Source organism: Cytophaga hutchinsonii ATCC 33406 (assembly GCF_000014145.1).
In the GTDB taxonomy this organism is placed as follows: Bacteria; Bacteroidota; Bacteroidia; order Cytophagales; family Cytophagaceae; genus Cytophaga; species Cytophaga hutchinsonii.
In genome coordinates, this window is record NC_008255.1 from 943,913 (window position 1) to 959,261 (window position 15,349).

The following is a 15,349-nucleotide window of genomic DNA, read 5'->3' on the forward strand; positions in this document are numbered from 1 at the left end:
TCGATCAACACAAACAGCTACAATTATGGAACATTTTCTACTAACTCAACGCAGTTATCTGTGTTGCTTTTACAGACTTTCCGGTAAAGACGATGTAAAAAAAAACAGGCTCACAAAAAACTTTAGAAAAAACTTTCTTGTTTGGGCAGTAATTTTTATGCTGCAATATTCTGTGCAGGCTGCAACAAAATCAACCAATACGGCAGGCCCATGGAATACGGGTACAAACTGGACAACCACAGGTGCACCGGCAAGCGGGGATATTGCGAATGTGAATCATACAATGTCAATAAATACCAATATTGCAATTTCTGCAGGAGGGTATTACACGATTAATTCTCCTGCAATTGATGCACCCGGGGGCACAGCATATACGTTAACGGTAGGCGGAACACTTCTGGGGGGATTCGGAACGCTTGAGGTAAAATCAAATATGACATTTGAAGGCGCACTTACTGTAAATGATTTTGGAAGACTGATTATACGCAACGGTGCAGTACTGACAGTAGGGGCGGCTACCTTTGCAGCCTTGTCAGATGTTACAATAGATGAGGGTGGTACATTGATTGTAAATGGAAATATGCTGGTGTATGGCAATTCTCCTCTGATTAACGGCGATCTTATTGTTAACGGTAATTATACGGGAGATGCGTTATCTGCTATATATGGTACAGGTACCATGAAAAGTACGGGTAGCGTAGCAACCATTCTTACCGGAACGGTGTATGGAAGTATTATAGATTGTGCTGCATCATGCACCTATACATCCTGTGGAAGTACGGCATCGGTTTCGCCTTCTTCAGCTTCTGTCTGTGCCGGCTCTTCTACAACGCTTACGGGCACATTTTCGCCTGTTACTATAGGTACAATAACCTATCAATGGCAATCAGGTTCATCTGCAACCGGGCCTTTTTCAAACATATCCGGCGCTACAGCAGCCACATATAATGCAGGTCCTGCTTCATCTGTTTATTACAGAGTACGGATTACACAACTGGGGTGCACGGCAACAAGTTCTGCCGTATCCGTTACTGTTATTCCAATTCCTGCTATCACCTCCACTACTCCGGCCAGCAGATGCGGGAATGGCAGTATAACATTAAATGCAGCAGCAAGTGCCGGAACGGTGTATTGGTATGCTGCATTGACAGGGGGCGCCAGCATAGCTTCAGGAAACAGTTATTCACCTGCAGTTACAGGAACTACCACGTATTATGTATCTGCAACAACTGCAAGCGGTGGCTGTACAACAGCAGCCAGAACAGCAGTTACAGCAACCGTTAATACAATACCTGCCATTGCTTCCGTTACCGGAGGAAGTCGGTGCGGTCCCGGAAGTGTAGCACTTTCAGCATCCGCAAGTGCAGCAACAATTAATTGGTACGATGCATCCGTTGGCGGTACATTGGTAAATACAGGTGTCAGTTTTAGTCCAACGGTAAGCAGTACCACAACCTATTATGTTGATGCTACAGCTACCGGTTGCACAACAGCATCAAGAACAGCTGTCACAGCAACAGTATCTCCGTGTGCAGTAATATGGACAGGTACAGTAAGTACAAGCTGGAATACAGCCGGTAACTGGAATCTTGCATTTGTTCCTACAAATATCAATAGTGTGACCATTCCTTCAGGTACTGCTTTCCAGCCAACAATTTCAGCTTCATCAACGGCTGCTGATCTAACAATCAATTCCGGTGCTGCACTAACGGTAAGTGCCAGCGGTGTTTTAAATGCATATGGCAACATTGCAAACAGCGGCACCATAACAACCGTTGCCGGGTCAACGGTTGTTATGGCCGGGAGTTCGGCACAAACCATTACTGGTGTACCATCATTATATAATGTACAGGTAACTAATGCCGCAGGCTTTTCAATACTATCCGCGCTTACTGTTAATGGCACCCTTACCTTATCAAACGGTGTTATTACAACCAATTCAAATCTTACGCTCAACTTTGATAACGGAGGTAACATCGCGTATAATGCTGCAGATGCAGGAAGTATAAGCGGAAATGTCACCGGCCGGAGGGACGGTCTGATACGCACGCACTATATTGCAGCGCCTTTCAGTGGCGTAACAACTGCGCAGGTAGGAGCCACCACACCGTTATATTATAATAATTACTGGAAATTGTATGAGCGGGATTTTACTTCGCAGGGCTGGCTTGCTGTAACCAATGCAACAACAGCCATGACGTTGGGTACCGGGTATTCATTGGCTTTCCCGAATACAGCTTCGCTTATTATGACAGGTACCTATAATCACAGTTATACATTAACGGGTACGGGATATTCAAATGCAGTTGCCAATAAATATATTCTGGTTGCGAATCCATATCCATCTACTCTCGACTGGACATCAGCAACAGGTTTTACTAAAACCAATGTAGCCAATGCCATTTATTTGTGGAGTGCAAGTACCAATCAGTCTTCAAGCTATGTAGCAGGTGTAGGCACAGGTCCTAACGGAACACAATACATACCGGCCATGCAGTCCTTTCTTGTCAGAGTTACAGGCTCTGGTGGAACATCAAGTGTTTCTATAAATAATACCGCACGTATCAGCACACAAAATCCGTCGTTTGCACGTATCGCTTCAGATGGAATTGTGCGGATTAAAATACAAACCGAAGATCATCTTTTATGGGATGATGCTGTGATTCGTTTTAATGAAGGCGCTACAAATGATTTTGATTTTGAGCTTGATGCATATAAAATTTTAAATTACGGAGTTGCGCCATCCATTTATACAACCATGGATGAAACGCCATATTCCATAAATTCTGTAGCATCACCTTCTGATTTGCCTAATATACCTGTATCCATAAAATTGCCGGCTGATGGTAATTATGAATTGGTTGTTACTCAAAACGATCCAACGATAGAATATACGTTAGTAGATAAAAAAAATGGCACAGAAAATCTGCTGTCAGATCCAACCTATGCGTTTAGCGGGCTTACTTCAGATGATCCAGGTCGTTTTGAACTTAAACTGAGAACCAATGTTGCTACAAGTATACAGTCAGGCAATGCAGCAGGCGGCTTACGTATTAATTCTTCAACAAAAGGATTTGTTATCCAGACACAGGAATTCGCAGGCGAAGCAGCGGTAATAGAAATTTCTGATATGGCAGGTAAAGTGATTCAAGTTATATCGAATGAAAATCTTGCAGCAGGTACAACATTTGTGCCTTCAGCAATTCCTGAAGGTGCATATCTGGTTAATGTGACTGTTTCAGATAAAAAATTTGCAGGCTTGATTTCTGTTATAAAATAAAGGCAGAATTACTTTATCAGGAAGACCATAACACATTGTGTTATGGTCTTCCTGTTTTATAGATGTAAGTATTGTTAACAAATGTATTAAAATGATTCATAAATGATGAATAAAATTAACATATGTTAACAGTTAAGTATTCCGTATACAATTGTTTATAAATTTTTCACATTGGAACTAAGAAGGTTAGATTCATGTGTGATTTTTGTGTAAGTTTTTAAACTTTTTTTTCCAAACATAATTTTTTAAGCGCTCGTTGAAACAGATTCAATGTTTATGCCGGTAATTTTTATTGCCGGTCAATTTTAAAGAGTTATTATGGAAAAATTTTTACGAATAAAAATTGAAAATGAGAATCTGATTGCTGATCACACTTTTGACAAAGTAAAAAAACGGAAACAGGAATATTTCAACTTAACTTTCTGTACAGGTAAAATTAAAGCCGTGGCTTTATCTATGCTTTTCTTTCTTTTACTAAGTTATTCAGGGCATGCAGCTGTAAAAACTTCTGCAGCTGCCGGTAACTGGAATGTCGCTGCAAACTGGACATCTTCGGGAGTTCCAGGCAGTACAGATCAGGTTACTGTAAATAACATAATGACATTAAATGCGGATTTAACAATAAACAGCGGCGGCATTTATACCTTTAATTCAAACTCCACCGGTACAATGGTTTTGAAAATGGGGGATCATCTGTTAACAGGAGGAGGTGATCTGAATATCAATGCGCCTGCAGTTGTAACAATGGGGAGCGGTGATTTGTATTTTGGAACAATACATGTGTATGCAGGAGCCACACTAAACATTACAGGCAATTTAGATATTACAGCTTCAAATATTATTGTTGATGAAGGAGGTATATTAAATGTTGGCGGAAACTTTTTAAATACAAACAGCAGTGTTGTTGTGAATGGTATCATTGCCATAGGCGGAAAGTATGTATCGAATGCAACAGCTTTAGCAAGTGCAACGGTTACAGGTACGGGAAGTATTACCAGTAATGGTGTAATGACCAACAGTACATTTTTGGGTTCAAGTACCATCTTTGGTTCATCCGGTGATTGCAATGCCGGGCCGTGCAACGGCGGGTGCATTGCCGGCATGACCGCGCTGCCTGTAACCGGCCCGGGAATGATCTGTTCGGGCACATCCAATCTGGTATATACAACAAATCCGGTAAGCGGTGCAAGCAGCTACGTATGGACCTTGCCGGCAGGAACAGTCATTACATCAGGTGCAAATACCAGAACAATCACGGTAACAGCAGGGGCAACGTCAGGAAATATTTCTGTTAGACCAACAAATACGACCTGTGCAGGAACAACCGCTTCGCTTGCTGTTACGGCTGGTGTACCAACAGGCACAGCAGCTATCAGCGGCGCGGCAACAGCGTGCCAGAGCACAGGTGGTTTTGTATATGCTGTTTCAGGTGTTAATGCAGCAACAACGTATAATTGGTCTGTACCGCCGGGAGCGAGTATTACAAGCGGTGCAGGTACAAATACCATAACGGTTACAATGGGGACAACGGCAGGTGCGATAAGCGTTACTCCTGCAAATATCTGCGGCAATGCTACAGGTGTAACGGTTGCTACAAAAGCTGTAGCGCTTTCCGTTCAGCCGGCTGCAGCAATTGCATATCCGTATACAACGTATTGTAAAAATACAACTACTCAGGCTCCGCTAATCACGGGAACCACCGGCGGTACATTTTCTTCCTCGCCAACAGGTTTATCTATGAACAGCTTAACAGGAATCATTACAGGGAGCTCAAGTACAGCAAGAGCGTATACGATAACCTATACTGCCCCGGCTGCTACAGGATGCAGCAATGCTACAGCAACACAATCCATTACCATTGTAAGCACAAATATGACACCTGTAACGTCTGCTATTACAGGTTCCGGTTCTTCTTGTCAAAATGGTACAGGCACTTATTCAATCACGAATACTGTTACGTCATATGACTGGAAACTTCCATCCGGTTCAACAATCAGCAGCGGATCTTCAACACAATCAATAGGTGTGCTGTTTGGTACCGCATCCGGTGTTATTTCTGTTACACCGCTTACTACTTGCGCCGGTAATACAGCAACAGTAACTGTTACCGTGTCTCCATGCGCAAAAACCTGGAACGGTTCTGCAGGGTCTGATTGGAGTACTGCTGCTAACTGGTCGCCGTCTATTGTTCCTGCCGCTACAGAAGATGTTACTATTGCTAATGTTGCGTCAAAGCCTGTTGTTAGTGCGGGAGCAACAGGCAATACAAAAAATCTTACCATTAATTCCGGAGCAGGCCTTACCATCAGTTCTGCCGGTACAGTAAATGTAACCGGCAATGTTGTGAACAACGGTACGTTTACAGCCTCTTCAGGTTCTACACTTGGTTTTACAGGTACTACAGCACAAACAATTACAGGTGTGCCTTCCATTTATAATTTAAATATTAATAACGCTGCTGGTGTATCCGTACTTTCACCACTTGCAGCGAACGGTACAATCTCCTTGCTAAACGGTGCCCTAACAACAAATTCCAATCTTACCCTGGAGTTCGATAATGGAGGGAATGTTGGATATGCTGCATCAGACGCAGGAAGTATTTCCGGAAATGTTGCCGGCAGAAGAAATGCATTGATCCGTACGCATTATGTAGCCGCCCCTTTTAACGGAGTAAGTTCAGCACAGGTAGGCGCAACCACGCCGTTATTCTACAACGGTAACTGGAAAATGTATGTTAAATCATTTGATAACCAGGGTTGGAATGCGATAACAGATGCCACAATGGCAATGCCATTAGGTACCGGATATTCGGTAGCGCTTCCTTCTCTTTCTGTTTTGCTGTTTTCAGGAACGTATAACCACAACTTTCAACTTACCGGTACATCGTATTCAAACACCGTAGCAGGAAAATATATGTTAGTTGGAAACCCATATCCATCAACATTAGATTGGAGCAGCACAAGCGGATGGACAAAAACAAATATTGCAGATGCCATTTATCTATGGAGTGCTTCTACAAATCAGATCTCAAGCTGGGTAGGGGGAGTTACTTCAGGACCTAATGCTTCAAAATATATTCCGGCAATGCAGGCATTTATGGTAACAACTACAGGTTCCGGCGGAATGGCTAGTTTAGGCATTAATAATAATGCCCGTGTGAGTAACCAGAATGTGGCATATGCGCGGGAAGGTGCCGATGAAACAGTCCGGATTAAAATTCAGACAGAAAACAGTGATTTGTGGGATGATGCCGTAATTCGTTTTAATGAAATGGCAACAAACGATTTCGACCCTGATTTCGATGCCTATAAAATTATTAATTATGGAATTGCGCCTTCTATTTATACAACCCTTGGCTCAACCCTCTACTCCATCAATTCTGTAGCGGATCCGCTTGCGTTGTCCAGTATTCCTGTGTCTGTAAAATTACCTTCCGATGGTAATTATATATTAAGTGTAGTAAAAAGCGATCCGGCAATTGATTACGTGCTGATCGATAAAAAATTTGGAATAGAAAACCTGATTTCAGGACCCGGCTATACATTTGTTGGTCTGGCTTCGGATAATACCGATCGTTTTGAACTTCAGTTACGAACAGCAGTTACTACAGGTATTTACCAGACTCAGGCACACAGCGGTTTGAAAATTAATGCTGCACCGAAAGGTTTTGTTATTCAGACAGACATGTATGCTGCGAATGACGCACGTATAGAAATTTTGGATATGACTGGAAAAATAATTCAGGTAATGGCGCAAAATAATTTAAACAGTGGTACTACGTTTGTTCCGCTGGATCTGGCAGATGGGGCCTACCTTATTAAAGTGTCTGTGGCAGAGGAAGAATTTTCAGGAATGATTTCACTGATCAGGTAAATTTTTCAGCGTATTTACTATAGTATTATTGCGTCCCATTTTCATGAATTATCATGGGAATGGGATGTTTCATTTATGTCTGATGGCTTAATAAGCTTCGCTGATTTTTAAGAACACAGTAAAGAGTCTTTTTGCAATACCGCTTTTTGAATTCAGGACTTATTTTTTGAATCCATAAATTTTCTCTCCTGTAAAATATAGTAAATATTACATGTACAAAATAAAATGTTTAAACATGTAATATGCATTTTCAGCGAATATTAGTAGTTTTTAATATTTAACATATGTTAACAAATTGATTAATCTGTGTTAATGTTATTTTTATGCGTGCATATTACATTCTTGTAAAAAGCGCTTAAAACCGATTGTGGGGTGGTTTCGTTAGTTTTCTAGAGAATAAAAAAACAGACGGAAATTTTTCCTGAAGATATTTTTATTTAAAAATAAAAACCCAAACGCTAATCAAGCAAAGCTATGAATACCTTCTTTCATCTTCAACCAGTAAATGTATTCCTTAAAAGAGTTGTTTTTACAATCTTCTTTTTAAATACATGTTTTTTGGCTGTGGCAGAGTTAAATTCAACTTCCAGCCAGACAATATCGACCTCACAAGCATATACAGGTGCCAGCAAAATCGCAAACGGCAGTACGCTAACTATTTCGGGGGGGACAACAACGTTTAATGGTACTTTAACCGTAGGTAACGGTGCTGCAGGTACATTAATTGTAAAAAGCGGAGCTATCGTGATTGTAAACGGTACCTTATCTATTGGTACATCCAGCAATGGTGCTGTAGTGATTGAAAACGGCGGTCAATTGATTGTTAATCCGGGCTCAGCAAGCGGGACAGCCGCAATCAATATCAATAGTTCAGCAGCAACGGCTCTGGATATTCAGACAGGTGGCTCCGTGATTGTAAAAGCAGCCGCATCAGGCAACAACATTTTAGGCATGTATCAGACGGCGGCATCGAATGTAACTGTTGCCGGTGCTCTTCAGATCAGAGGAGGCGGGTTTAAAATGGATGGTACTTCAAAATTAACGTATTCAGGTTCGGGTAACGATACCATTATAGGTACACCTAATACTTCGGGGGCATATTTCTCAAATTCAACAAAGTTAACGGTTGGCTCAAATGTTAACTTATATATAAGCGGTGATGTTAAAAATGATTCGAATGCAGAGTTTGCCATTAATGGGAATGTGTCTATTAACGGTAATTATCAGTCAGGAAACAATACAGCAAATGTTACCGGTACGGGTACATTAACAACAACGGGTTCATTAAATTCCGATAGTTACCAGGGTTCTGTTTTTGGAGAAAGATACAGCTGTCCGACAGGTCCTTGTGGGGGCAGTAACGTCATTACTTCAAGTAATATGACCACCTGTAACGGAGGCAGTGTTATAATAACCGGGCCAGCTATTGCCGGAGCTGCTTATAAGTGGCTGGTAAGTGTTACCAGTGCTTCAAGCGGCTTTACAAATGCCCCGGGTGCAAATACCGGACAGAATTATTCAACTACCGGTTCACCGGCTGCTCAATATACCTACTACAAAAGACAATACACATTAAATGGTGTTACAATAAACAGCAATACATTGACCATAACATCCTCATTCTGGGTAACAGCTTCAACAACTCCGGCTATTGGAGGTGCAAGCACGGTATGTACAGGTTCTGCTATAACACTTACAAATTCATTAAGCGGCGGCCGATGGACAAGTGCTTCTCCCAATATTGCAACAGTATCTTCTTCCGGTGTGGTAACAGGTGTTTCTGCCGGGACTTCTGTAATAACCTATTCAGGCAACGGATGTTATACACCTTCCAATAAGACAATAACGGTATCATCCTGTGTGATCACCTGGACGGGGGCAACAAACAGTGCCTGGACAACCATGTCAAACTGGAGTTCCGGTTCTGTTCCTACAGCATCAGATAGTATTTTAATTCCGGCAGGTGCACCTAATTACCCTCAAATTTCAACAAGTGTATCCAGTTATAAAACAACGGTTAATTCCGGAGCTTCATTAACAATTACTTCATCTGGTGTATTAAATGCATATGGGAATATTATTAATAATGGTACAGTTACAACGAATGCCGGTTCAACGGTAGCGTTTAAAGGAAGCAGTGCACAGACAATAAGCGGTGTTCCGGTATTGTACAATGTACAGGTTGCAAATACTTCTGGTGGTGTAGCCTTATCTTCAGCGGTTACATTAAAAGGAGCATTAACGTTAACAAGCGGTGTATTAACAACCAACGCTAATCTTACAGTGAATTTTGATAATGGTGGTAACATAGCCTACAATTCAACAGATGCGGGAAGTATCAGCGGTAATGTAACCGGCCGCCGTGATGTGGTAGCACGTACACATTATATCAGTGCGCCTTTTAACGGTGTCACATCTGCACAGGTTGGAGCAACCACACCATTGTACTATAACAACTACTGGAAAATGTATGCAAAGAATTTTGCTACACAAGGGTGGACAGCTGTAACAGATGTGACTACAGCAATGCCTCTGGGTACTGGTTTCTCTATTGCTTTACCGAATGCCGCTCCATTGATCTTTACCGGAACGTATAATCATAGCTATACATTACCGGCAACAACTTACTCCAATGCAGCAGCAGGTAAATATATCTTAATCGGAAATCCATATCCATCAGCGCTGGATTGGACAAGTGCGGCAGGCTGGACAAAAACAAATGTGGCCAACGCTATTTATTACTGGGATGCAGCAAGCAGTAAAGTTTCTTCATACGTTGCAGGTGTAAGCACAAATGGCGGTACACAGTATATACCGGCAATGCAATCATTCATGGTGTCTACAACAGGTACCGGAGGTAATTCAAGTGTTGCGATCAATAATGCAGCGCGTGTTAGTTTACAGAATCCTTCGTTCTTACGTAACGGTTCGGATGAAACTGTCCGAATCAAAATAACAGCAGCAAATGCAGAACAGTGGGATGATGCTGTTGTACGCTTTAATGAGATGGCAACAAATTCATTTGATGATGACTGGGATGCGTATAAGTTATTAAGCCGTGGTCCGAGCCCTTCTGTTTATACGGTACTTGGTGAAGATATTTATTCTGTTAACTCTGTAGCGCATCCTTCAGCATTGCCAATCATTGATCTGGCTGTATATATTCCGGCAGATGGTAACTACAGCTTAACGATTACTAACAGTGACCCTGCTACAGACTATGTATTAATAGATAAAAAATTAGGAACAGAAAATCTTTTATCCGGATCCGATTATATGTTTAGCGGACTGCGTACGGATGATGGAAACCGTTTCCAGCTTCAGTTGCGTATTTCAGAGAATAACATTACTACAGGTACTACAGCTGCACAAAATAACAAAGGGCTTCAGATTCATTCAACAGATAAAGGCTTTGTGGTTCAGACAGATGTTTTTGGAGGCAGCAAAGCTACGATTGAAGTTCTGGATATGAGCGGAAAATCTGTAGCTGCTATGGAAAACACACTCGCAGCAGGTGCAACATTTATTTCTTCAGATCTTTCAGCAGGTGCTTATCTGGTTAAAGTAACGGTTGATGGAAATACGTTTGCGGGAATGATCAGTTTACTAAAATAAGCCATTTAATAGTGCCGGATTAAAAATAATACCTGGTAATGCATATGTAAAACAAAAAAGGAAGACTGAAAAGTTTTCCTTTTTTGTTTTACGTGTTTTGTAATGTGAATGGAATTTTGCTGATACTGTTTGCTTAATTGTATTTTTTGAATCAACATATTTACGTGTAATTCAAAAGCGAAGCTTGTATTCTTCGTTCAATTGCAATCTTTATTAAAAATAAATCACACAAAAATATTACATGGTGTAAAAAAACGCATTAAAACATTTAATCCTATTAATTAGTTCATTTATAGTGATTTATTATTCAATTAAAATTAACATATGTTAATAGTGTAAAATTTAATATGTTCAAACATATTTTATTACATGTGTAAAAAAGGGCTTTCTAACGTTTGTTTAAGCGTTTCGTTAGTCTGAGAAATGGTTTAAATGTAACACAATGAAACATCTATTACACACAATTTTTAGATCTCTTTATTCAATAATTTATATTGAATTTTTAGGAAAAAGAAAATTAAGCGCACCGGTATTGATTCCGGTAAATGTCTTAACAGAAAAGACTCAAAAAATAAATATCCGGGGAACTGTTTTATATAAGATGCTCGGATGTTTTGTACTTGTGACATTATTTTCAACTGTCTCTCAGGCTCAAACGTATCTTAGTCCATCAGGGAATTTAAATATTACAACAAATACAACATATTCCGGTGCAGGTATTTATACCGGCACAACAACAGTTAAAGCTGGGGTAACAGTTATTTTCACCGGCGGAGTATCATTAAGTAATTCAGCAAAGTTTGTTATAGAAGCCGGGGCTACAGTAATTATTAATTCAGGAGGATTTAGTACAAGCAGTTCAACAGAAGCAACAACAGCCACAGGATCTAAACTTATAATTATAGCAGGCGGTTTGAATCTGAGTAATTCATCTAAATTTACCAGTAATGGTGCATTGGCCGTACGCGATGGAGGCTTGAGTATCAGTTCTTCAGCAACACTTGGTTTGTATGGATTAAATCAGGATACGATCAGAGGGGCCGTTTCATTGAATAACTCAACAACAACAACCATTGATACAGGGGTTGAATTATATATAGATGGAGATATTACGAGTACATCATCTGCCGGCATGGCAGTGAATGGAAATGTTGCTGTTGATGGAAATTATCAATCCTGGAATTCTGCTAAGATTACAGGTACAGGAGATATAACAACAACAGGATCTATGAATGCTGGAGGCAGCAGCACAATTTTCGGAGTCAATCCGTATAGCTGCAGCGGACCTGATTGTAATGGACGTAATTCATGCGGACGAACCATTACCGCATCTACACCGTCAACCGGAGTATGTTTAAATTCATCCGTAATACTAACAGGAGTATTGAGCGGGTCGGGGACAAAAGCATATCAGTGGCAAGTAAGTACCACTTTAGGCGGTACATATTCTAATATCACAGGCGCAACATCAAGTACTTATACCTTTACAGCAACTGCTGCCAGATATTATAAGGTTAGAATAACAGTTTCAGGTTGTGCATCGACAAGTAATATAATACCGATAACCATAAATACGCCGGCTGTGGCACCTGCTGCAATTACAGGCAATACTTCTATTTGTGCAGGAGAATCTACAACATTAACTGTGAGCGGCGGTAACTTGGGTACAGATGGATCGGCAGTATGGTATGATGCAGCTTCTTGCGGAAGTTTTATACAAAACTGGACAAGCCAGCCTTATGCAACAATAAGAACAACTGTAAATGGTGCGAACGGAATTTTGAATGTAACATCAGCATTTGATTCCTGGATTGAAATGTATGGGTTGGGAACATTTAATCCGAATATTTACAAATACATTAATATCCGTTACCGCGTGAATTCAGGAGATGCACAAGCTGTACAGATGTATTTTACAAATGCTACTTACACAACAGCAAACGAAAATGCAGTAGTAGTTAGTCCTTTAATCAGTGACGGGAACTGGCAGGTACTTACAATTGATATGTCTACGCATCCGCTCTGGACTTCATCAACCGTAACAGGCTGGAGATATGATTTTGCATCCGGAGTTGCCAATATGGATATTGATTATATTTCACTGACAGCAAAGCCTGCCGGTGGAAACAACGGTACACTTTCCTCTACCTTTAGTCCTTTGGTTACAACAATATACCAGGTTCGATATGAAAGTGTATGTAATTTTACTACTTGCCAGGCGGTAACAATAACGGTAAATAGTCCTGCAACAGCAGTAGCCGGAAGCGACATCTCAATGTGTGCGGGATCAACAGCTGTGCCTATTATAGCAGGGTCAAGCGCAGCAAATACGAGTGGAATTACATGGACTTCAAACGGAACGGCAGGCACAATCAGCGCGCCTACTTCTTTAACAAACGCAAAATATACGCCAAGTCCTGCGGATATTGCAGCAGGCAGCAGAACGGTAACGTTAACCGCAACAGGCCAGGGAGCTTGTCCGAATGTTACGTCAACAAAAACAATAACGATTATATCGTCTCCGGCTGCAATCGGTACGCTTACAGGTACAGCTACAGTATGTAAAGAGCAAACAATTACGTATAGTATTCCTTCCGTTGCAAATGCTGCAAGTTACAACTGGACAGTTCCAACAGGTGCTGCCATTACCGCAGGTACCGGTACAACATCTATTACAGTTTCCTATGCAGGAGCATCGGTGACTTCAGGGTCAGTTTCTGTAGATGCTATAAATACCTGTGCAACTACATCAAAAAGTTTAGCCATAACAATCAATAATACCTGTGCAAACAGCTGGATCGGAGTTACAAGTACAGATTGGAATACAACATCAAACTGGAGTCTTGGTATGATTCCATCAAGTGCACATGATGTGATGGTTCCGGCTTCAACACCGTTTTCTCCAACGGTTTCCGCTACAGCTAACGTAGCGTCCTTTACAAATAACAATACACTGACTGTAGCTTTCGGAGCAATATTGAATGTATATGGCAATATTACAAACAACAGCAATGTAAGTCCTGCAAGCGGTTCAACGGTAGCGTTTAAAGGGAACAGTGCACAGACAGTAAGCGGTGTTCCGGTATTGTACAATGTACAGGTAGCAAATACGTCAGGCGGTGTAGCCTTATCTTCAGCTGTTACAGTCAGAGGCACATTGACATTGACAAGCGGTGTGCTTACAACAAATTCAAACCTTACGGTCAATTTTGATACTGGCGGTAATATTGCGTACAATTCAACAGACGCAGGAAGTATCAGTGGCAGTGTAACCGGCCGCAGAGATGCGATAGCACGTACACATTATATCGGTGCACCTTTCAATGGCGTAACTTCAGCGCAGGTTGGGGCAACCACACCATTGTATTATAACAATTACTGGAAAATGTATGCAAAGAATTTTGCCAACCAAGGCTGGTTAGCAGTAACAGACGCCACTACGGCAATGTCTCCTGGTACAGGATATTCTCTTGCATTACCAAATGCAGCTTCGTTGATTTTTACGGGTACCTATAGCCATAGCTATACATTACCGGGAGCAACGTACTCGAATGCGGCAGCAGGAAAATATATCCTGATAGGAAATCCGTATCCATCTACACTGGATTGGAATAAAGCATCCGGCTGGACAAAAACAAATGTTGCGAACGCTGTTTATTACTGGGATGCTGCAGGGAACAAAGTATCTTCTTATGTGGCAGGTGTAAGCACTAATGGAGGTACACAATATATACCCGCTATGCAGGCGTTCATGGTAACAACAACCGGTACAGGCGGAAGCAATTCAAGTGTTGCGATTAATAATAACGCACGTTTGAGTACGCAGAATCCATCCTTCTTACGTACAGGTGCCGATGAAACGATCCGTATTAAATTAACAGGTGCAAATGCAGAGCAGTGGGATGATGCTGTAATTCGCTTCAATGAAATGGCAACTACAGCATTCGATACCGATTGGGATGCTTACAAAATTCTGAGCCGTGGCCCAAGCCCGTTGGTATATACAACACTTGGAGAGGATATTTATTCCATTAACTCAGTAGCAGAAGCTGCTTCACTTCCAGCAGTAGATGTCCTGGTATATATTCCTGCAGATGGTAATTATACCTTAACGATAACAAACAGTGATCCAACCACTGATTACATATTGATAGATAAAAAATTGGGTACAGAAAATCTTTTATCCGGATCAGATTATAAGTTTAGCGGTGCAGGTACAGATGCTGCAGATCGTTTCCAACTTCAGTTGCGTACAGCAGTAACTACAGGGACGCAGCTATCACAGAAGGGTAGAGGGCTTCAGATTGGTTCAGCAACAAAAGGGTTTGTCATCCAGACAGATCAGTTTGCCGGTAATGCAGCAGGTATTGAAATTATGGATATGAATGGAAAATCGATAAGCGTATTTACAAGCAACCTTAGTGCTGCTGCCACATACGTGCCGGTAGAACTTGCAGATGGTGCGTATCTGGTTAAGGTAACTGTTGAGGGCAATACGTTTGCTGGTCTGATCAGCCTGATAAAATAAAACATCTTAGTGTAATGCCAAATAAAAAATGAGTCTTCATACCGGAGACTCAT

General features: G+C 41.3%; 4 protein-coding genes. All 4 read left to right on the top strand.

Translation table 11 applies throughout. The annotated features are described in order from the left end of the window. Window positions 1-25: 25 nt before the first annotated feature. A complete protein-coding gene (locus CHU_RS04080; protein ID WP_011584237.1) occupies window positions 26-3,280 on the top strand; it encodes a hypothetical protein in 3,255 nt (1,084 codons plus the stop codon). A 318-nt stretch (window positions 3,281-3,598) separates the two neighbouring features. After that, window positions 3,599-7,153, top strand: a complete 3,555-nt coding sequence (locus tag CHU_RS04085) for a T9SS type A sorting domain-containing protein (protein ID WP_011584238.1) — start codon at window positions 3,599-3,601, stop codon at window positions 7,151-7,153. Window positions 7,154-7,627: 474 nt separating this feature from the next. After that, window positions 7,628-10,768, top strand: coding sequence for a T9SS type A sorting domain-containing protein (locus CHU_RS04090; RefSeq protein WP_011584239.1), 3,141 nt, complete (start codon window positions 7,628-7,630; stop codon window positions 10,766-10,768). Between the two features lie 442 nt (window positions 10,769-11,210). Next, on the top strand, window positions 11,211-15,296 hold the full coding sequence (locus CHU_RS04095) for a beta strand repeat-containing protein (protein ID WP_041932186.1): 4,086 nt from the start codon (window positions 11,211-11,213) through the stop codon (window positions 15,294-15,296). Window positions 15,297-15,349 lie beyond the last annotated feature (53 nt).

What these genes read in the sequence shown, in the direction of transcription:
- CHU_RS04090 (WP_011584239.1), top strand. Translation starts at nt 7,628, where the DNA reads ATGAATACCTTCTTTCATCTTCAACCAGTAAATGTATTCCTTAAAAGA.
- CHU_RS04095 (WP_041932186.1), top strand. Translation starts at nt 11,211, where the DNA reads ATGAAACATCTATTACACACAATTTTTAGATCTCTTTATTCAATAATT.
- CHU_RS04085 (WP_011584238.1), top strand. Translation starts at nt 3,599, where the DNA reads ATGGAAAAATTTTTACGAATAAAAATTGAAAATGAGAATCTGATTGCT.
- CHU_RS04080 (WP_011584237.1), top strand. Translation starts at nt 26, where the DNA reads ATGGAACATTTTCTACTAACTCAACGCAGTTATCTGTGTTGCTTTTAC.